This is a genomic window from Anaerobiospirillum sp. NML120511, from assembly GCF_023050955.1.
GTDB lineage: Bacteria > Pseudomonadota > Gammaproteobacteria > Enterobacterales > Succinivibrionaceae > Anaerobiospirillum.
In genome coordinates this window covers 1-21,833 of record NZ_JALKIK010000051.1, presented here as the reverse complement: position 1 = coordinate 21,833, position 21,833 = coordinate 1, and the positions used below count along the sequence as shown (strand labels likewise).

At 51.1% G+C, this 21,833-nt stretch carries 10 protein-coding genes and 2 tRNA genes; 10 read left to right on the top strand and 2 right to left on the bottom strand.

What is annotated here, in order from left to right:
• Window positions 1–1,873 precede the first annotated feature (1,873 nt).
• Window positions 1,874–3,775, bottom strand: coding sequence for an exodeoxyribonuclease VII large subunit (gene xseA, locus MXE39_RS11320; protein WP_246978779.1), 1,902 nt, complete (start codon window positions 3,773–3,775; stop codon window positions 1,874–1,876).
• Between the two features lie 700 nt (window positions 3,776–4,475).
• On the opposite strand from xseA, the gene MXE39_RS11315 reads away from it, so the two are divergent.
• From MXE39_RS11315 to MXE39_RS11270, 10 genes are all read left to right on the top strand, one after another.
• Window positions 4,476–4,549 (top strand) — tRNA-Cys (locus MXE39_RS11315).
• A gap of 722 nt (window positions 4,550–5,271) precedes the next feature.
• A tRNA-Cys gene (locus tag MXE39_RS11310) sits at window positions 5,272–5,345 on the top strand.
• A gap of 3,795 nt (window positions 5,346–9,140) precedes the next feature.
• Entirely contained in the window at window positions 9,141–10,298 is a 1,158-nt protein-coding gene (locus MXE39_RS11305; protein WP_246978778.1) for an iron chelate uptake ABC transporter family permease subunit, read from the top strand.
• A gap of 416 nt (window positions 10,299–10,714) precedes the next feature.
• A complete protein-coding gene (locus MXE39_RS11300) occupies window positions 10,715–11,848 on the top strand; it encodes an iron chelate uptake ABC transporter family permease subunit (protein WP_246978777.1) in 1,134 nt (377 codons plus the stop codon).
• Between the two features lie 200 nt (window positions 11,849–12,048).
• Window positions 12,049–12,804 carry an ATP-binding cassette domain-containing protein gene (locus MXE39_RS11295; protein WP_246978776.1) on the top strand — a complete coding sequence of 252 codons (756 nt, stop codon included), beginning with the start codon at window positions 12,049–12,051 and terminating at the stop codon, window positions 12,802–12,804.
• 647 nt (window positions 12,805–13,451) lie between these two features.
• Window positions 13,452–14,426 (top strand): ABC transporter substrate-binding protein, encoded by a 975-nt coding sequence (locus MXE39_RS11290; protein ID WP_247074141.1) that lies wholly within the window; start codon window positions 13,452–13,454, stop codon window positions 14,424–14,426.
• A gap of 886 nt (window positions 14,427–15,312) precedes the next feature.
• The gene (locus tag MXE39_RS11285; protein ID WP_246978774.1) at window positions 15,313–17,571 is read left to right on the top strand and encodes a TonB-dependent receptor; all 2,259 of its coding nucleotides are present in this window, start codon (window positions 15,313–15,315) and stop codon (window positions 17,569–17,571) included.
• Window positions 17,572–17,821: 250 nt separating this feature from the next.
• Window positions 17,822–18,346: a TonB-system energizer ExbB gene (exbB, locus tag MXE39_RS11280; RefSeq protein ID WP_246978773.1), complete on the top strand. Its 525-nt coding sequence runs from the start codon at window positions 17,822–17,824 to the stop codon at window positions 18,344–18,346.
• An 11-nt stretch (window positions 18,347–18,357) separates the two neighbouring features.
• The gene (gene exbD / locus MXE39_RS11275; protein WP_246978772.1) at window positions 18,358–18,744 is read left to right on the top strand and encodes a TonB system transport protein ExbD; all 387 of its coding nucleotides are present in this window, start codon (window positions 18,358–18,360) and stop codon (window positions 18,742–18,744) included.
• Between the two features lie 196 nt (window positions 18,745–18,940).
• Window positions 18,941–19,837, top strand: a complete 897-nt coding sequence (locus MXE39_RS11270) for an energy transducer TonB (protein WP_246978771.1) — start codon at window positions 18,941–18,943, stop codon at window positions 19,835–19,837.
• Between the two features lie 1,325 nt (window positions 19,838–21,162).
• Here the strand turns inward: MXE39_RS11270 and MXE39_RS11265 are convergent.
• Window positions 21,163–21,648 (bottom strand): hypothetical protein, encoded by a 486-nt coding sequence (locus MXE39_RS11265; protein WP_246978770.1) that lies wholly within the window; start codon window positions 21,646–21,648, stop codon window positions 21,163–21,165.
• Window positions 21,649–21,833 lie beyond the last annotated feature (185 nt).

Here is a 21,833-nt window from a genome sequence, read left to right as displayed (position 1 = left end):
TTCCTGCCCGCCAGAACCACTCCCGGCCCAGGAGCTCCCCAAAATCACAGCCCCGCTTAGAGCACTCCTCGCCCTCACGAAAGTCCTCAGGCCGTCTTAGCTGCTCACAGTTCATCTGCGAAACAAGCCCAGGCGCTGTTCGCACTGCGCCAGCTCCTTAAAACCTGCTGCCTGCAGGGCGGCGCTCAGAATAATTCTGGAGAGCAGCCATACTTTTCAGGTTGTTTGCTGTCCAGAAAGGCATGGCTGAGCAATGCACTGCGCGCCGTACAGCTGCTCTCAAGCGCTCGAGGTGAAGGTTGAGAGAGGGCAAGGTAAACGGCAGCTGCTGCTCAATCCACTCCGTATACCCGCAAGGACATTTCCGGGTAACCAGAACCGTGCACAAATATAGCTTTCACTCACAGCCCAATTGAAGTGACATGATTTGACCAGAGGTCAGGCCATACTGTCATCATCAGCTACAGGCGTGCCTGCCTTATCAGTAGAACATCCCCGGCCACCACAAGCTCCATAACATCAGCACGGTCATGCCTGACGCCCTGCCACCACACCGGATAACACTGCTGCTCATCACCATGGTCTCAGAGCCACAAATACCAGAGGACAAGCCGCAAGGTCACATTCCCAGTACCGGCGCCGGCACCGGCGTACCCCACACGGCGACCCCCTCAACAGCACCACCAGAATCACCATCATAGTCAGCCTCAAACCCGGCCCAGGCGGCCGGCTGAAACTCCACATGATGAGCCTGCCACGTAACGCCCTGCTCTTTGCAGTATGCTAACCATACCGTTTTGTACAGCAATTACTTGCTTAAGACTGTTATCCTCAAAGTCCCTTGCTTAACAGGCAAGGCCGGCAGCGGACCTGTGACCTTAGGCATCTGCAGCGCCGTGACCAGCGCTGCTCTCAATCCCCCAGCAGGAACAGCGCACATCAGGCGCAGCATCGCTGTTATAGCTGAGCTCAGTGTCTGCGCCGCTCTGCCGGTAACTGCCATGATGACTGCTCTCTGGTGCAGCTGCTTCAGGACCTGGCTGTGTGCTGCCGGCCCGCCCAATCAGCTGAATACAGGCCGGGGCAGGGGCTGAGCACACACTACGTCTGTTAAAAAGCATCCTGGCGGCATGTCGGCCCCTACGGCCTCGCGTGACAGCTGATCCATCACTTTTGCGTGCATTAGTTGTTTTACAAAGCATTTACAGCACAGCACCCTGCCCGTATCAGCGCATTGCTCGTATCAACAAACTGCCCATATCAGCGCACTGCTCGTATCAGAAAAGTGAGTGGCAGGCTGCACACTGATGCTCTGACAGATATCAAAAATTGATTTGCCCGTCATGGCATCAATAGCATGCAGACCCATGGAACTGGAGCGTTCAGTCAAATTAAATATCAGACAGGAGCCTAAGCTGCTTTGCGCATACGTCACGGCGTAAGACAGCCGAACTGGCACTGTCTTGACTGCTCATAGCGTTGAGCTCACTTCGGTCATACGTCTTGACAGCCGGGCCCGTCATGCTGCCAGAAAAACAAATGCAGGTCTGTACGCCCTTTCCACAATGGCTGTTGCCTTAAAACTGGAATAAACATACAGACCTGCAGTATCAGATGCGGCGGTCATCTGGCCCCCTGGAAAGCTGCGAGCTCATGAGCACATGCTCATTGCTCAGGCCCCGTGCATGGATCAGAGGCCGGGAGCTGTGAGTGGCCATGGACATGGCCTGAGACATGACAGTGGGCCGTAGCATGGCAACGGGCTGAGGCAGGGCCATGGGCCCGGACATGTGCAGGGCTCAGTGCACGTCACCGGGCAGCAGCCCGGGCAAGGTCAGGGGTGGTATGCCCCGGGCTGCAGGGCTGCTGGTGGTCAGAGATTGTCGTCAAAGTCGATGGCCGGGAAGAGCTCTTTTGGCTCGATAAAGGTTACGGTGGAGTAGACGTGGCAGCCATTCATAATGGTTACCAGGCGGTCGCCCACTTCGATGTCCTCAGGTTTGACGCTGTGGGAGCCGTCTTTGGTGGTAATGGACAGCCCACGCTCGAGCTGATATAGAGGGTTGAGGGCCTGCAGGCGGCTTATCAGACCGGCCAGCTGCTCGCGACTGGCGTTGAGCTCAACACTGACCTTTTCATCATAGAAGGAGCTCAGAGCGCGCTCAAAGGCATCAAGTTTGTCTTCGCGCTCATAGACTATGTCCTCGATAGAGGACAGTTTCTCAACGGCACGGTTAATACGCTCAGCCGCATTGGCGGTAAGGCGGCTGGCAAAATAAGACGGCAGATCAGAGGTAAACTGCGGGCCCAGCTCCAGCTGATACTCAGCGTGAACAAGGCGACGCTCGAGCAGCTCGGTGCGCCCCTGCAGAGCGCGCTGCATTTCTGGAATCCAGCGGGCATTGAGATCAATCTGATGGCGCTCAATGCGCTGCTCCATGCCTCTGATGAAAGTCTCCATAATCTGCTCACAGCGCACAATACGGCTCATGAGGCGCTCCATAAGAGCTCCCATCAGGCGGTCCATGTCAGGCAGCAGACGATTTACCAGAGCATTGTTGCAGGCATTAATGCGCTCCTGAGGGTTACGGGCATCAATAATTCTGATGAAATGAGCAATCTGTTCATTGCGGCGCAGCACGTACTGAGGCACGGACTCAAGGGCCATCAGGGCTGAGTTGAGCCTGGTGTTATAGCGCTCCAGTCTTTCCTGAACACCGTGCTTTTCAAGCTCCATGCTCAGAAAGTCAATGCGCTCACGGTAGCGGGTAAAGGTGTTGCCCAGATGGAGCTTCATCTCCCTTGCCAGCATTCTGAGCATGGTGCGCCTGCTCTCAATACGTTCACTGAGATTGTTGCCATTAAGCAGGTGCAGGGAACGGGAGAAGGACGCAGTGCGATCGTCAATCATGCGCAGGATGATATTGTCCATACTCTCCATGGTTGAGTTTATCCACCTGCGGATATCCTCATAGAGTACAGGAGTAACTGTTTCAGCAGCTGCAGTTGGGGTACTTACGCGCAGGTCGGCAGAGCGATCACACAGAGGACGGTCTTCATCATGACCTACAGCTGAAATAATGGGCACAGGTGACAGTGCCACCATGCGCACTACTCTTTCATCAGAAAAGCACAGCAGATCCTCAAAAGAACCACCACCACGGCCAATAATGATGACATCAATACCAAGACGGCGGGCATTGGTATAGGCCGTATGCAGGGCCATGAGTATGGATTCAGGAGCATCAGGTCCCTGTACCTTGGTATCAAAGAAGATAAGCTCCACCATAGGATTACGGCGCATGACATTGGTGGCGATGTCGTCCTTGACGCGGCCGTCTACCGAGGTGACCACGGCAACACGGGCCATGATTCGTGGCAGTGGGCGCTGATTGGCATAAACACCCTCACGCTCAAGACGCTGGTCCAGCTGGCGCAGCTGCTCCATTATCTGGCCGCGACCGGCAAGGGCCATTTCATCCACGATAATCTTAAGGGCACCGTTTTTTGGATAGACAGAGTTCTCACCGAAAATCAGTACCTGCTGACCAATGACCGGCTCGAAATTCAGGCGTGCCTTGCGATTGGCATACATCAGGCAGTCAACACATGCATTCTCATCCTTAATGGAGAAGTACATATGATTGCGTACGCTCAGCTGTGAAATTTCACCCTTGACCAGAACAGATCCCAGACGCTTGAAGAAGTCATTGGTACGGGACACGTAATCGCTGACAGTAAAGGCGCGACTTTCGATTTCCTGAATATTGTTCATCAATATTACGCGAGCAGCCTCTCAGCCAGACAGGCAAAGCTGAAGAGAAATCGCGTCCTCCTGCAAATGTAAGTGGTGAAAACAAAACAACAGCCCCGCCCCAGGGCGGCAGTCCCCATAGCGGCAGTCCTCACAGGACAGCCACCATGGCCGCAGTACCGGGCAGCGGCAATCCCCATGTGGAGGCAGCTGCCTGATGGCCGGTCCCTGCCAGCAGCAGGCCGACAATACTCAAGCGACATCTCTGCACCGGACAGCTGCCAGCACCAATGCCACTGAGATAATAACCTGAACAGATCAGATAATGCCATGCCTGACACTTTATTGGAACATGGTGCGCAACATAATCGCAGCCCCGTCCTGCCCTCCCTGCATTATTGCAAGGCAAGGCCAGGTAACTGAGCCAGGTAAGCCGGGCAGGGTCAGCCCCTGACAGGCGCAGCTCAAAAGCCATCCTGCAGCCGCAATGCCTGACTCCCTGCATCGAGCCACAGTCGCCCCTATTTATGCAATGACCTGGCACTTCCTGGCCATGCCCCAGAGTGGAGAGCATAACTTGCGAACATGCCAAGGGCTACACAGGGCGCTCTGGCGACAGTTTCCACGCGGGCAGGTTTTTGTTAAATTGCTGTTGACAGCTGATTTAATTTCTATATAATGAGCGTCACTTGAGTTGAGCACTCAACCCAAGATGCCTGATGGCGCGTTAGCAAAGCGGTTATGCAGCGGATTGCAAATTCGTCTAGTCCAGTTCGACTCTGGAACGCGCCTCCACTAAGAACCCTTGAGGTTCTTTTTTTTTCGCCTGTATATTTTACTCCCACCTCAAACAGGCAACGCCCCACCTCCCGGCACTTGCTACCTGGAACTTGCTGCCCAGCACCTTTTATCAGGCTCCATTTCCCATAGCGTCATACTTTATTCCCTGCAAAATAAGCCAGTCCCGGCGACCACCTTTTCTCAAGCTTCTCGAACTCATCACAATTGCCTTCATTTTCGGCACTTACCTTACCTTACCCTGCCCAGCCCTGCCCTGCATTCCACTTATTCCGTGCCCGGACCATACCCGGACATGCTCCCTGGAAATATGCCCAATTATTCCCGGATCTGCCTGCGGGCACTTCCTTAGCGCTGTTCTGACCATACCCTGCCATCCCCTGGTCAGCCTCTGTACGGACCATGAATACAGCTTTGTCTTTGACCTGGCAATTCCCAGTACGCGCCTTATTCCCGGCAAGGGTAGTACCTTTGAGACCTGCCATGGGACGCTCTACGATGAGCTGCCCACTGATGCCAGAACCAGGAAGATCTGATCTCATGACCAATGGCCAGCACTGGCACTTCTGACCGACAGCCTTCATGGCATTAAAGGGCTAATACAGGGGCAAAAGAGCGCTCAAACGGCCCAGCTGCGGGAATTGTGAGCAAAAAGGTGTTGACACTCACAGATATATCCTTATAATGAGCGTCACTTCAGATGCACTGAGCATCACTGAGGCGCGTTAGCAAAGCGGTTATGCAGCGGATTGCAAATTCGTCTAGTCCAGTTCGACTCTGGAACGCGCCTCCACTTAAGAACCCTCGAGGTTCTTTTTTTTCGCCTGAAATCTGGCAAACAGGCCCAGCTAAGACCTCCCCTCCTTTCTTTCTGGCAGATCTGCCACATCTCATCAGCTCAATAATGAGCACCAGACCAGTCATCAAACCAGTCACCAGCCAACAGGCTCATGCCTGTACCACTCTACTTCCAGTCACAGTCACCTGCTGTCTACCTGTTCATTCATTTCTCTTTCCTGACTGATTGCGTAAAGGCAGGTCGATGTCGGTCACAGCATGTTCAGCCCCTGGTCTTCAGAAAGCACTGCAAGAGCCTTTGCTGCTCCCTGTCACGATGTCTAAGCCCATGCTCAGGCACCAGTTCCATGCAGCTACTACCAGCAAGGACATACCAGGCAATGGCGCTGCTCCTGTGTGACACTGCACGGTACTGGCAGATAGCAGCCCGATGATTTGCCGACCTGAATACTCATTGCATAACCCGCTACGCTGTCCGGAACGGGACGGCCTTCAAGACTGTTAGTGAAGTAAACCGGCCTGTCAGAGTGAGGTCGGCTCAGCTCAGCTCATTAAATGTGATCTGTCACAAAAAAAATGTACCTTTTGGTACTGTTTTGAGCTCCAAAAATGCCTTATCTGCTGTGAAACAGCCAAAATGACGGTCAATGGCAGTTTTTTGCCTGTTTCAGGATCCAACTTAGCTTGCCTGTAACACTGATAAATATGTGATCTATGGTTACCTTGATACAATCAGTGAACGACGATCCTTATTGCAGCATTTAACCGCACCATTTATGATCGCCTTGATATCGCTCAGCGTGAATATGTTTACAGGACCGATATATATCAGCTTTGTTAATTAGACTGCAAAAGACAGAGACCGGGTCTTTTGACAGCTTTGCTATGTATATCCTGAGTATTCCAGGATATTTCATGGAAATTCTGGTACTTTTTGAGATTTGGATACCAGTTATGAACAATAACAAAGAAAAATGTGTCACAGCTCACAGTTAGACGACTCAATATAATGCACAATTAAACGCAGTTAAGGCATCGCGCCCTGTACAATCTGTGTTAGTTACGGGGCGCTTTCTAAAAACTTAGCCTTTTCTGCCAGATACCAAATCTGGGATCCAAGTTTGACTGGCCAATGCGTATCACATGCTTAAACTTACTGCTCCTAAGCTATGACCACCACCCATGCAGCAATGTGGACTGCATCTCAGGGAGTCAGCTGCAGAGAAGTTATTCATCAAAGCCCCATCCAGGTAATGAGTTAGCAACTTGAGGCTTTTTATTCAGTACCAGCCTGAGCATCTGATGAAAGCAACACCTGACCAGGCACGACCTGTAAAGACCATTACAGGTAGTAGCAGCCCCTTAGTCTGATCTTCGTTTATACAGAATTCCTGGACAGATACAGTACATAAAGCTACTGTCCGTCCTGTCCCACACTATCTGCCCAGTTTTCCTGACTTTTTATTATCTTGCCTGGCTGATCAGTCAGCCCTGCTTTTCTGCGCTTTTCATTACCAGAAATCCTTTACATAACAATTTACAGAGCATTACTGACAGAAAATATACACTGACTTCCCAACATACAAACGAACAACAAAATCGATAAATTCACTTCAAAGCCACGGCTCACCCCGTGGCTTTTTTAATCTTTGGCAGTCACAACCTTATTCAGGCTGAGCTGCTACTGCAGGCATAAAACTGTCTTTTGATTCGGTCATTTTTGTCCCAGCTCCCAGCGTCAATCCTGATCTTAGCCTGTATCTGCCCTTAACCTTACCGTATACACAGCATACTGCCAGTACTACACGATGGTACTGCCAAATGGCTGTCCTGCCATCGCCGCTCCGCTGTCCCGCCACTCGCTGCGCTCTGCCATTCGCTGTCCTATGCCATGTGCTGCTCTCTGCCATTAGCTGTCCTGCCTTTCAAAGCATCACTGCACTGCCTTCAAACCTTCTGCCATAAAAAGCTCTGTTCGTCGCTTTGCATAAGCTTCGCTCAACAAATGTTCAATGTAGAGTGAAATTAATTCCCTTTTTGCTACTTAACCCCCGACTGCCCGCTTCAGCATCTATAAAGTGACCAGGATTTGTCTGCATCACTGGTCATTTTTTAACCCAGCTTACTAATTGAATGCGATATACATGGCCTTTTTGTCTGATTTTGTCACCGATAAAATATTTTCGCTTCAACCAGTTTTCTTTTGATTTTCACTTTTGTATACTACACATCGTTCGTTAGTTATAGGTAACATTGGTAAGCATATTACATCATTAGTTATTTACAACTAACCTGCCTTAAACGTCCTGTAAATGCTGCATTTATCGCATTTACTCTCAGATAGTGCAGTATGTACAGGACAATAATCCAGTTCAGACTGATATCTTTACTGCCTGGTAATTTTTTAGCCACCCTCCCCATTTCGCTCAACTTTTGTTTAGCCACAGTCCAATAAGTGGTGAGTAAACCAGTCGCCTGATGCAGTGTGAGGCACGACGACTGTCACTGCGAAAATGTCTGTGATGTGAGACTGACGGAGACTCAGTTCAGGCAGTCAAAGAGCACACAGATTAGTGCATGCATCCCATAGCGTATGCGCTCATGCATGCACTCATAATGCAAGTCAGTCTGAACAAATATGTTTATCCCATGCTGCAGCCACCTGCCCATCCAGGGCTGCCGCGTACATGGACAGCAGAGCCTGTCCATGTATCTTTTAAGCTCTGTGCAGCTGGCGCTGCTGCTGGCACATACACGATCAATAACACGGGTAACAGCATGCACTTTACAGTAAGCCGGACCAGAACACCTCATCGGCGAAGACATGCTCCCGTCATTACATAATGGCTTTTGGCTGCTGCTCAATATACATCTGTCACCGTCCTGATAAATACGGTACAAAGTATTTTGCAGCGTATATTTTCAGCCATTCAATGACTGTAAGTCATAGACAGACACATGGCAAAACATGCTTAATTAACAAGATGAGCTCAATTATAACCATGGGCTGACTGATGATTCTGTACAGCTCGGTCACTGTATCTTACGGAGCATGCTTAGGCACCAGAATTATTATTCATAGAAAGGCCATAACGGTCAGTCCTCAAACATGTCGGTCATGCTGCAGCCAGCCAGAAATTGATTACTTATGCTCATGACCTGACAGGCCATCATACAGTCTTATGTATGGCTAAATAGCATTTATGGCACCATGGACCTCAGATAAGAGCCGGTGGATAACTGCGTGTGTGATGTGATTAAAACTGTAATCCCTGATTTGCGACCCTGCAGGACCAGCTGAAAGTCAAACAGCCCTCGATAACTTATGCCCTGACCTGTGTCCTGATACGAACAGCAGACAATGACTATGGCAATTTTGCCGTGCGCAGCAAGCAGGCCGAGCTGTTTGTGTCCCATGGCTGCGTATCATGATTGCAGGCCGAGCTGTTTGTGTCCCATGGCTGCGTATCATGATTGCATCCCAAGACCGCGTCTCATGCCTGCGTACCATGATTGCGTCCTGCGTTTGCTCCCTACAACCCTTAGTCATGTGTGGCCGTTTTACCTGGTTACAGGCTGCTCATGGCTGTCAGGATCATGCATCCCACAGTACTCTGCTGGCGTTTGTGCTTCAGAGGCGTTTCTTTACTTTGTGTGTTGCGTGAATCTGGCAATAGAAGTGCGTGGGCCGGAGAGAGCTGGCCCGCACCGGTATTGGGGCTGGGCTGGGGCTGGGCTTGATTGAATATCAGCAAAACTCAAATGTGGCTTTGCCAGGAGTGATTTTAAAATGCAGGCTTTCTGGAATAACAACAGGCTGACCGTAATCCTGGCTGTATCGCTTGTTCTGCTGGGTACTGCCTCGCTCTTTACCGGAGTGATTAACATCAGCCTGAATGATGTCCTTAGCCTCAACGAGAACTTTGAGCTGCTGCTTATATCCCGTCTGCCACGCCTGATGGCAATTCTTATGGCAGGCTCCGGCCTTGCTGTTGCCGGTCTTATCATGCAAAACCTCTGTGCCAACAAGTTTGTATCGCCGTCAACAGCAGCAACAATTCAGTCTGCTCAGCTGGGAATTCTCATTGCCATGCTCTTCATGCCAGCATCCACTCTGGTAGAGCGCGCCATGTTTGCCTTTGCTTTTGCCATGCTTGGAACATGGATCTTCATATCTTTTGTACAGCGTGTTCAGCTCAAAGACATGATACTGATTCCTCTGGTGGGCATCATGTTTGGCAATATCATTTCCGGTGTTACCTCATTTCTGGCATTTCAATACGACATGAACCAGGCACTGGCCTCTTTTCTGGTAGGCCATTTCTCCACTGTAATTCGTGGTCACTATGAAATTGTCTATCTGGTGCTGCCGGTGATGCTGCTGGCCTGTTTCTTTGCCCGCTATTTCAATATCGTGGGCATGGGCCGCAACTTTTCCAAAAACCTGGGCGTCAACTACAGCCTCTTTTTATTCACCGGCCTGTCTCTGGCAGCCATGATCACCGCTTCAGTTGTAGTGGTAGTAGGCACCATCTCCTACATTGGTCTGATTGTTCCCAATCTTGTGACCATGTATAAGGGAGATAATCTGCGCAACACCATTGTTGATACTGCCCTTGCCGGTGCACTCTTTGTCCTGGTATGTGACCTGACAGGACGTGTGATCATCGCTCCTTATGAGCTGCCAGGTGAACTCATATCAGGCTGCCTTGGCTCCATAATCTTCATTGGCCTGATTTTGTACCGTGTTAACGGATCACGCGGACCATCATCCCGCTGGCAGCGCGTGCGCGCCCTTTTTGGAACTGCCCAGCAGTCATCCTCATGCGGCTCCTGTTCAGTCCCAATCGGCGCCATACAGGGCGGCAGCGCCCGAGCCACTGCATCGGACAATCAGGTCTCACAATGCAATGGTCGCCATGAAGGCGCCACCTCATGCCGCTCTTAACAGAGCATCTGAGCAAGGGCACAGGCCTGAAAGTTCGAAACAATCATTCCTGCAGCTTCCGGCATTTGCAGATGAGATAGAGCAAATCACGAAAAGTAAGGCCGGTGAAACGAAAAAGCCGGGCATGCCCGCCCATTATGTGGCTTACATCAGCCTGACAGCTCCCATCAGAGTAATGCAGACAGCACAAGGTCTCAAGCACAGTAACAGTACTGAGCGCCCCTGCATAGCCTGCCCGACCAATTGCATACGCCGCAAAAGAACAGAGCTTTCATTGCCTGCAGCAATGCTTTGGGCCAGACGGTACGGCATCCCGCTGCTGCAATACGGTACGGCATGGCGCTGCAGCCTGGCGGTCATGCCATGGTCAATGCGACATTAGTTTTCACAGTTAATTGCAATCCAGGAGAGCATTCATGTCTGAGTTCCTCTCAGCTTCGGGCGATGCCCAGAGGGATCCCCAGTGCAGAGCCCATGGGCCTGCCAGGGGCGACTCCCATGGCCCTGCCAGGGGAGGTCCCCATGGCGCAGCCTCCAAGACCGTTGGCTCCTCTGGCTGCAAAGCTGATGAGCTGGTTGCAGCGGCCCGTGAGCGTTCGCTTAAAGTGCGTCTGGTGCTGCTTACTGTTGTGGTGCTGTCAGCATGCTGCGCCTATCTTTTTACCTCCATTAATATGAAGTTTTTTGAGTATGCCATGTCCATTCGCATACCAAAACTTACTGCCATGGTGCTGGCCGCCATTTGCATTGGTGGAGCTTCGCTGATTTTCCAGAGCCTGATTAACAACTACATTGTTACTCCGTGCCTGCTGGGCATGAATGCCCTTTATCTGGTGCTTCACACTCTGATGGTCTTTCTCTTTGGCATGGGCTCTTTTGTCATTACCAGTAAGAATCTGGCCTTTGCAGCTGACCTGATCCTGATGGGCTCAGTAGCCGTGGTTCTGTATAACTGGCTCTTTGTAAAAACCCGCTACAACGTGCTGTACGTGCTGCTCATTGGCACGGTAATGACCACTTTCTTTACCTCGATTCAGACCACTATGGTGCGCTCCATGGACCCTAATGACTATGACGCACTGCTCGTAACGCTGGTAGCTTCTTTTACCAGTGTCAACGCAGATGTTCTGCTCATGTCAGGCGTACTTATGGTGGTGCTGACAGCCATTTTCTATCGCAGGCTGAAACTGCTCAATGTCATTACCCTTGGCCGCTCCAACGCCATTTCACTGGGAGTCGATTACGAAGGCACGCTGCGCTGGCTGCTGCTTTATGTAACCCTGATGATTGCCATTGCAACAGCTCTGGTAGGTCCTGTTTCCTTTATGGGGCTGATTACAACCAATTTGGCCCGTCAGATGTTCCCTACTTTCAGACATAACATTCTGATTACCGGAACCATACTGGTTACCCTGGCCATTTTAATTGCCGGTCAGGCTCTGATTGAGCGCGTCTTTGTCTACAGCATTCCAGTATCTGTATTTATCACCACCGGCGGCGGCATCTACTTCCTCTACCTGGTACTGCGCGCCACGAGACGCAGCATCTAAGGCCGCAGACAACAGCTGCAGCTGAAGCTCCAGCTCTTAACTTCCGTAGCTGAAGCTCCTGCACTTAACAGCTGCAGCTGAAGCTCATGCACTTAACTTCCGCAGCTGAGTATGACTGCCACAAGGGCAGCTGAAACTGCGCAGCAGGTGTTGCGTACCAGTTCTCTACAAAACTGTTTATTTACTGCCAGGGAGCAGCCATGCTTGAGATTAAGGGACTTTCCAAGAGTTATGACGGTAATCAGGTTGTCACAGATGTGAATCTTACTCTGCCCGAAAAGAGCGTCATCTCACTTATTGGCCCCAATGGTGCGGGCAAGTCTACCGTTCTTAACATGATTGCCCGCCTGTCGAGCATTGACTCAGGTGAGGTGATATTCAAAGGACGTGATGTCCGCAAGTGGCAGCGCTCTGAGCTGGCCCGTTTCATGGCCATTCTCACTCAGCACAACAATATCCAGTCAAAACTTACAGTCAGGGAGCTCATTTCATTTGGCCGCTTCCCCTGGTCTCAAGGTCGGCTTACAGCCGATGATGAAAAACTGGTTGATCAGGCTATGGACTTTATGGAGCTCAACGAATTTGCCGGACGATTTCTTGATGAACTTTCAGGCGGTCAGCGCCAGCGCGCCCTGATTGCCATGGTGCTGGCTCAGGATACTGAATACGTGCTGCTTGATGAGCCTACCAATAATCTTGATATTTACCATGCAACCCGCCTGATGGCCACAGTACGCCGTCTGTGCGATGAGCTGGGCAAGACGGTGATTATGGTTCTCCATGAGCTCAACTATGCCTCCTTTTACTCAGACTATATCTGCGCCTTCAAAAACGGCTCTCTGGCCGGTTTTGGCAAGGTTGATGACATCATGCAGCCCGACTTTTTAAAAGAGGTCTATGCCGTGGACTTTACTGTCACCAGGCTCAAAGACAAACCTCTGGCCCTGTACTTTTAGAGCAAAGAGCCGCCTCATGCGGCAACTGTACGTGATATCCCGGCCGCACAGACCTGCCGGGATGTTTCCCAGCTCACTCATTTTCATGAACAAAGGCCCGGCAGCGCCGCCGCCGCGCTCTAATGCAGACGCAGTCGCAGCCTCAGCCTCAGCTGCAGCCCGGCTCAGAGCATGACTGCATGCCCGCTGGCTGCCACGTTCATGAAAAGTAACTGTGCCCCCTTGATAACCGGGTTTCTTCATCATAAGTAACGGCCTGACATAGCTTGCTCACTCCTGGGTTCAGACTGGGAATCAGGCCGTAATCCTTATGCATCCCCATGCAGCCGATTACTGTGGTCCTGGCAATGCCCACCTGCCAGGTTCTCAATTTCACCGCTGGGGCAAGTATTGTCGCCTGCATGATCCGCCATGAAGCTGCGGCTGTGTTACTGCCATGGCAGTGTCAGAGGTAATGACCATGTCTGTAATGCTGTCAGTGTCAGAGGTAATGACCATGTCTGTAATGCTGGCCGTATCAGCGACGCTGGAAGTGCTGGCGAGGCTGGACTTATCAGTGATACCGGCTGCGTCGGTAGATGATTGCCAAATTACTTTAGTTGCTTTTTTTCTTTGTTTTGTTTTGTTGAAATCTTTTGGAGATAGTTATGCCTGCAAGGCACCTGCTCTTTTCCCCACTCAAGAAGGCCATTATGGCCACAGCTGCCGCTGTCATGTTCACCGGATCTGTTTCCAGTGCATGGGCAGATGATACCGTAAGCGTATTTACCTACAAGGGTGACCGCTCCGAAAGCACTGTTGAAGTGCCGGTCAATCCTGAGCGCGTAGCTGTTATCGACTATGCGGTCCTGGATATCATTGACCGCCTGGAGGCTGATGATGCCGTAAAAGGCATGCCGCTTAAGGGCACCATCCCTGAGTACATAAAGCACTTCCAGGGTCACAAAGGTATGGTTAATACCGGTACCGTCAAGGAAGTGGACTTTGAAGCTCTGATGGCTCTGGAGCCTGAAGTAATATTCATCGGTGGCCGCCTTGCTGCTCAGTATGACAAGCTCTCCGAGATTGCCCCTGTAGTATTCCTCTCTGTTGATTACACTCGCCCTCTGCTTGAGAGTGTTGAGCGCAATGCCAGCACTGTTGCAGCCATTTTCTCCAAAGATGGTCAGGCAGATGAAATCATAAACGGTTTTAAAGAGCGTGTTGAAAACATTAAAAAGCAGGTCAATGGCAAGACCGCCGTTGTCGGTCTGGTCAATGCCACCCAGTTCAAGACTCTGGGTGATACCGGCCGCTGCTCCTTTATTGGCCGTGACCTTGGCTTTAACAATCTTGCCAAAGACATAGAAGCTACACACGGCAATGAGGCCTCATTTGAGCTGCTGCTCAAGCTCAATCCTGAATATGTCTTCATCCTCGATCGTGACAGCGCTATTGGTCGCCCTGGCGCCAAACTGGCCCGTGATGTCATGAACAATGAAATCACTGCCAAAACCAGAGCCGCTCAGGAAGATCATATCTACTACCTGAACTCTACTGTCTGGTACCTTGCTGAAGGCGGACTTACTGCCACTGACCTTATGATCAGGGACATGGAGCAGGCTCTGAACATCAACAGGTAATACGCAAGCGTAATCCCCTGACATAATGCCAGTAATACTTAAGCAGCAACAGGCCAGACATGCTGACTCTCCAGTCTTCCTGCAGCAGGAATGCTTTACTGACTGTTTTAGGAAGAGTTAATGGTTGCCTTGCGTACGGGTCAGGTTTATCACCTGCATTTTGCCCATATGATGCTTTTCACGCACTCCCTGAGCTGACCTGTAAGCCTGTATACCTTATTTGCCTGACTGGCTAAACATGCCTTTGGTCAATGAACTGAAGCAGAAACAGCGCCAGCTGTCTGCTCAGTTCATGACTGATGGGCAGGGCTCTGTAAGCCCATTTTTTTTGCCTTTACAGTTGTCTGTGACTAACCTTAATCCCCCTGGGCTAACTTAAGTCCTGCAGGCAGTCACAGCAGCATCCCCTGTTCTGCTGTTAGCAGACTCATATGATCGTCCCTGCAGCTGCACCTCATACGGCACAGTGCCCCCGAACTGAGCTGTTTATGCCCAGCTCTCCCCGTATTACTGTCTTTGCGGAGAGGCTGTTGCCGGTGCAGACCTGTATATACGCATTATTGACCACAAGTTCCGGCCGCCTGCAGAACATGCAGCCTCAATGTATGCCATGAAGCCAGCCGGACCATAAAAGCTTGCCCCACAAGGCGCCCTGAACCTGTCTATCCCCAGGTTATGGGCACTTGAAGCAGCCCATGCCCATCCGCTGTGGTCGCAGCAGCTCATGCTGCGGCAGCATCAGCTGCAGCGCGTGGGTGGTAGCAAGACATTATGCCGGTTCATATGAGTCAGGTGCTTATCCCTGCACCATTGCAGTCCCGACATCGGCAATGTTAGCGTCCGTAGCGGGCTGTGCTTAACAGCAGTTTAAATTTCGAGAAATACTATGGCCCAGCACAAAATTAAACTTTCCTCCCTGTCACGAGCTCTGCTGTTGCTCTCTGCCGGTGTAATTGCCGCTCCTTCCATGGCAGTTGCAGCTGCAGCAGATGATGACGCCGCCCTGCAGGCTGCTCTTAATGCCACCTATGACGATGAAGCTGCCGGCAGCAGCGCTGGTGATGAGGCCATGATTAAGGCAGCCATGGCATCGGCCCCTGCAGCCGGTGCAGGTGCCGGTGCCAGTGATGCCGGCACTGGCGGCGGTGATGACACTGTTTATGACCTCGGCCGTACCGTTGTTTCTGCTTCAGGCTTTGCTCAGGACCTGCGTGAGGCCCCAGCCTCCATGTCCATTGTGACCGGTGATGAGGTACGCTCCATTGCTGCCCGCGATATTGGTGACATGGTTGCAGGTCTGCCTGGTATCGAAATTTCCAAGTCCAAGACTGGTAACTCCAATGTCATGATTCGTGGCTTTGGCTCTGACTACACTGCTTTTCTCATTGACGGCAAGCGTCAGAACTCCTCCTCAGCCTTTATCAAAAACGGTTTTGACCCTAACTTTGGCTATACCCCACCAGCTTCCATGATTGAGCGCATTGAGGTTATCCGAGGTCCGGCCTCCACACTCTATGGCTCTGATGCCGTAGGTGGCGTGGTCAACATTATTACCAAATCACACCCTGAGAACCTCAGCGGTTCCGTTGGTTTTGAGACCTTAATGCAGGAACATCCAGGCTTTGGTAATGCTGCCGGTCTTAATGGCAATGTTAACATTCCTCTGGTCAATGACCGTCTGTCCATGCAACTGCGTGGCCGCTACTACGAAAAGGATCACACCAGCCTCAAAACTCCTGAGGACAAGTACTTAAGTCACTCAGCCAATGACTTTGATCTGTACAACTACGGTGCACGTATTGTCTACAGCCCGGTCAAAGGTCATGACCTGTCTGTCGATGGCGAACAGTACTACATGAAGGCCGGAGCCATGTCGACCTCATCAAAAGGCATTGCCGTACTCAACAGGTACCGCAAGGATCAGATTACCCTCAACTATGATGGCAAGTACGATTTTGGTGATGTAAACAGCTATCTGCAGTACTACAACCACACCCGTGATGATGTGGGTTATGACTTCTTCAGCCGCTCCCTGATTTTTGAGAGCAAGGCAGTTACTCCTTTTGCTTTTAGCAACGGCCAGGCTCTCAACCTGACCTCAGGCTTTCAGTTCTGGCGTGATGAGTTCCGCGACGACAGCAATGCCTCAGCAACCAGCCCTTACAAAGACGATATTACCGGCCATACCCTTGACCACAATACCTTTGCTCTCTACATGGAAGGTGAGTACTTCCTCAGTGACGACTGGATTGCCACCCTTGGTGCCCGCTACAACTACTCCGATATTTTCGGCTCCCACATCACCCCACGTGGATATCTTGTCTATAAGGCCACCAGCAATCTGACCTTTAAGGGCGGTATTGCAGCCGGTTACAAGACCCCTAATGTCAAGCAGCTGGTTGACGGCGTCTATCAGCAGGACAACTTTGGTGCCCACCCTATGTACGGCAGCCCTGACCTTAAGCCTGAGACCTCAGTAAATTATGAGCTCTCTGTCATGTATGAACTGCCAAAGATCGGCTCCCTTACTCTGACCGGCTTCTTAACCGACTTTAATGACAAGCTGGCCAGCTATGACTATGCCATTGGTGAGTCCATGCCAAATGGCGTTATTTGTAATCCTTACGATCAGTCAGTAAGCAACTCACGCTGCACCCTGTCAGCCAACCGTGGCAAGACCCGCTCAAAAGGTATTGAAGTGCTCTTCAGCACAGCCCGCTTCTATGACCTGCGTCTTGAGGGCTCCTATACCTGGACAAATCACGAGTACCGTGATGGTGACAGTGCCGGTAAGGCAGTCAACGCCATTCCAGCTCATGCCGCTATGGCCAGACTGTCATGGGATAAGGAGAACTACGGTCTGTTCCTCAAGGGTACAGGCAAGTTCCGCACTCCTTACATCTCAACCCGCTCCGGAGCCAGCTTTGATTACTACAAGAACTACGTAATCTTCGATATGGGCGGCTACTACAAGTTCAGCCCTGAGGCCCGCCTCAATGTCACCATCAACAACCTGCTGGACTTTGATGCCTACGACGAGTTTGACGTAGTAAAGGGCTCAAAAGGCACCAACAGCTATAACACCTACTACCGTGACTACATCGAAGGCCGCAGCGTCTACGTCAACTTCACCTACGACTTCTAACAAGGACCCTGTGCCTGGCAAAGCATGGCACTGCCATGCCTGTGGCACCGGGCTGACAGCCTGTGGCTCCGGTCTGACAGCCTGAAGCCAGCAAAGCGCCTGTTGGCGGATGACAAAGTCTGCAAGATCTTAGTGCCGAGGATAAAGCCTGCAAGCACTTAGCGAAGGGGATGAAGTCTGCAAGCACTTTAGTGGCAGCAGCTGCAGATTACAGAGCACTGCAGCTGCTGCCCTGTTATGAGAAACAACTATGGAACTCCTGAAAGAAACCATCGATATTGCCATCATTGTCATTCTGGGACTGATGGCTTTTCTGGCCCTGCTCTTTACCATTGAGCGCCTGATCTTTTTACGCCGTGCAGCAAAGAACCTTGATGCGTGGGCCACTCAGGACGAATTTGATACCGCTCTGACCAACAATCTGACCACAATCTATATCGTTTACTCCAATGCTCCCTATGTAGGCCTGCTCGGCACCGTGGTGGGCATTATGATTACCTTCTACGACATGGGCCGCTCAGCCTCCATAGACGCAAGCCAGATTATGACCGGACTGTCTCTGGCCCTTTATGCCACTGCCCTTGGTCTGGTTGTGGCGATTCCCTCTCTGATTGCCTATAACGCTCTCAACCGCCGCATTGCCGTTGTCAGCTCCCAGTTTAAGGTCCACCTGCAGAGCAGCCAGTCTGCCCCGGGCGTCGCACCGGGCACTGGCGGAGCAGCTGCACCAGCTGCAGCCGCTGCAGGAGCAGCCACTGTCCGTAACGCAGCCTGAGGGAGAGATGCATGAACAAGCTTCCAGAACGCTCGGGCCTGAATATCGTGCCCTTTATCGACATCATGCTGGTGCTCTTGTGCATTGTGTTGTCGATTTCGTCATTTATTGCTCAGGGCAAAATCGAAGTACGCCTGCCTTCATCAAGCTCCACCAGCAAGATTGAGCAGCCCAAATCAATAATGCTTGAGGTTGATGCCCAGGGATTAATGTACCTTGAGGGCAAGGAGCACGACCTTAAATCACTGGCTGCAGCCATAGGTCAGCTGCCACGGAACGAGCACATCCAGCTGCGCCTCGATGAAAAGAGCCAGTTTGCTGTATTTATTTCCATCATCGATCTGCTCAAAGAGCATCAGCATGAGAACTTCTCCATTGCCACCCTCAAAAAAGGCTGATCACCAGCCCCTGTCTGACGCCAGCGCCACTGATGCCTCCAGCCACAGCTCAAATGCCGGGGGCCAACCTCATCTGCAAAGCATTATCAGGCCCGTAAACAACGCAGAGCTGTCCAGCCATGCAAGCCAAGCTGGTCACCACATCCGGGCTGATGAAAGTGCCGGAACAGGCCATGCGGTCACATACAGCAATGATTTGAGCTGCTTTAAGAACAACCCTGCCTGCCCTCATTGCGGTCAGGGTCAGTGTCGCTGCCCAACCAGACTGGCTGGCAACTGCCCGGCAGTTGCTGTGCGTCGTGACCACTACAATGGTCGAGCCTTTATGTGGGCCAGCAGTATTTACCTGGCAATAGCCGCTGTCACCGTTTTTGCCCTTACCAGCCGTGCTGAGGAAAAGCCTCTTGAGCTGGGCGGATCCACTGCCGTGATTGCCCTTGACCAGTTTGGAGACCATGCTCAGGCCAATATCCCTAACATGGCACCACCAGCACCGCAGCAACCAGAGCCGGAACCAGAACCTGTTAAGGATCCTGAGCCAGAGACAAAGCCAGAGCCAGAGGTCAAAAAGCTCACCGAAGAGCCGCATGCAGCACCGCCAGTTAAAAAGGAACGTGAGCGCAAGATCAGGCCTGAACACAAAGTAAAACCGGAGCCTAAAGAGCGCCATCAAGATATGAGGGCACGTCCGCAGCGCAAAGAGCGTGAGCATAAAGCTGAGCGTCGTGACCACAGCGCTGCCCATCCTCACCAGGCATCAGGCGGACGTAAAGGCGGATCCCCTCAGGCCGGTAAGGTAATGGTGTTTGGCCGTGACAATCACCCGGTTCTATTAAAGATTAAGCAGGCTATCGACAGCAATCTGCTCTATCCGCGCCGTGCCCGCATGATGCGTGAAGAAGGAGCAGCCATTGTACAGTTTACCTGGACAAGTTCCGGCCAGCTGGAGCGTCTGCGACTGCTGCGTTCAACAGGCTCGCGTGAGCTTGATGAAGCTGCCGTGCAGACCATTGTCCGTGCCAGCGCATCTTTCCCAAAGGTCAGCCACAACTTTACCCTGCGCCTGCCAATTCTCTTCCGTCTGACCGATTGACCACCAGCCAGCCCGTACGCTGACTGGATGGCCGTCAGCTGGCAATCAGGCTGGCACTCATGCGCAACAGTCAGGCTGGCAGTCATGAATAGCAGTCAGGCTGGCACTCATGCGCAACAGTCGGACTGGCAGTCATGCACAGCAGTGTGCTTATACACCATTCAACATCAAAATTAATGTCCGTTCAGCTGCATCAGGCTGTACGGACATTTTTGTCTCCAGCCCTGCTTTCCCATAGCAATTAACACATATATTCTTTACAAAATATAATACAACGCATTGTACCAAAGACCCATCATTTCACTTTCTAAAGCAACAACGTTTGTGTAATACATTGCAATTAAGATCTTTCATTACAAAACGTTATAAAAAGTATTTATAACCTTTTAGATTTATAAAGCTTTTTGCTTGCAGTTGCAGGAGTATCAGGTCAGTGCTCTCGATGTAATCCATCCTCCAGCATAAGTCCCATGTCAGACACGCCTCATAGCTGCAGCTTATCTGTCAGTGCCTGACCATGCCAGGACAATGGTCCGATTTAAGCAGCTATGCTCATCAATGTGAACTTTTCAACAGAGTTTTGTTAAGAACATGTTCACAATTGTTAAGAAAATGGTCGCTTACGCTTTTATGCCTGTCACTACCCGCTGCACACAAATGGCCTGTATATGCGCTTTTCTCACAATAATTTCAGTCTCACGTAATGTTAACTCTGACTTAACATGGATTTAACATTCAACCCCCACAATAACACCACTAAAAGCAACTAGATATGTTAATCATAGACATTGTCTGTTGTTAGTGATGTATTGTTTTAGGTCTTGTCCCTTTCACTGGGACAAGTAATTCCTCAAAACTCCAGTTTCCGAGCGGCCCGGCAGCAAGGCGTAAGACCATGGGCTTCTCACAAAAATCAACAACCAAATCAGGCCGGGGCATGCACAGCACAGCATCCCTTGCCACCAAAAAAGCCCATACTCAAGTAAGTAGGGGCTTTTTTTTTTTTTTTTCACTTAAAATCCCCTCCCTCCTTATTCTTACCTGAACAATCACCGGTCAAATGATTTGGTCCAGTACAGCCCTGTAAAAGCGAAAAAGGCCATAGATCACATGTTCTATGGCCTTTTTGTGTACACCATGGCCCCTGGAGTGGCTTTGATATGTACCATGAAAGATATGGGCTGCCAGGGGCTCCTTTGCCCGGGCCCCTTTGCCGGGCTCCTTTGCTGGCTTAGCTTTGCTGGGCACATTTGGCTGGTGCCCCATGGTGCCTGGGGCATCCGGGGCCTGCCTGATGCAGGTATGCCTCCTCGCCGTCAGATCAGTCAGAGCATTGATTTTGGCAGTGGTACGCCCAGCTTCTTAAGCAGCTTTGCTTGACTGTCTGGTACAGGATTACAAACGATACCGGCAGAGTACTGATCGACAACAATGCTGTCCAGACTGTCAAGAAAATCTCTGGTTGAGCGAAGCATATCACCGTATTTCACATCAACTCTGGCTCTGACATCAGCAATGTCATTGCTCATTGCAGATCTGAGGATAGCGGCAAGGTACTGCAAGAAGATCCGGCTCTGCAGCTCACTGTCAGTCTCAGGATCTGTTGTACAGCCTTCAGTGTGCTGCTTTACGTCCTGAATTGAGGTATCAACCTGTGGACAGGACTCGTAAAGGGCAAGCACCATGGCACTGCTAAGGCTAAGGTCATTGGTTATCAGCACCTGGAAGCCATCATACCTTGTCCCCTCCTCCATCCTTGATGATAAATACACAGGGGCTGTATCAGGCATACCCTCAACATACTTGCTCACGTCATAATCTGAGTACTTTTTGAGCAGCCCTTTCTGGCGCTCTGTAAGCCTCTTTCCTCTAGTATCAGATTTCAAAAGTTTTGACCCACTGAGTACTAGCACTAAATACGTATCGTAATCTGCAAATATATAGTAGAATCAGGGCTTATGAAAAAAGTAGAATGCCCTGATTCACAGGCTGCCCA

Coding starts and splice junctions, on each gene's coding strand:
- xseA (WP_246978779.1), bottom strand. CDS start 3,775: ATGAACAATATTCAGGAAATCGAAAGTCGCGCCTTTACTGTCAGCGAT.
- MXE39_RS11305 (WP_246978778.1), top strand. CDS start 9,141: ATGCAGGCTTTCTGGAATAACAACAGGCTGACCGTAATCCTGGCTGTA.
- MXE39_RS11300 (WP_246978777.1), top strand. CDS start 10,715: ATGTCTGAGTTCCTCTCAGCTTCGGGCGATGCCCAGAGGGATCCCCAG.
- MXE39_RS11295 (WP_246978776.1), top strand. CDS start 12,049: ATGCTTGAGATTAAGGGACTTTCCAAGAGTTATGACGGTAATCAGGTT.
- MXE39_RS11290 (WP_247074141.1), top strand. CDS start 13,452: ATGCCTGCAAGGCACCTGCTCTTTTCCCCACTCAAGAAGGCCATTATG.
- MXE39_RS11285 (WP_246978774.1), top strand. CDS start 15,313: ATGGCCCAGCACAAAATTAAACTTTCCTCCCTGTCACGAGCTCTGCTG.
- exbB (WP_246978773.1), top strand. CDS start 17,822: ATGGAACTCCTGAAAGAAACCATCGATATTGCCATCATTGTCATTCTG.
- exbD (WP_246978772.1), top strand. CDS start 18,358: ATGAACAAGCTTCCAGAACGCTCGGGCCTGAATATCGTGCCCTTTATC.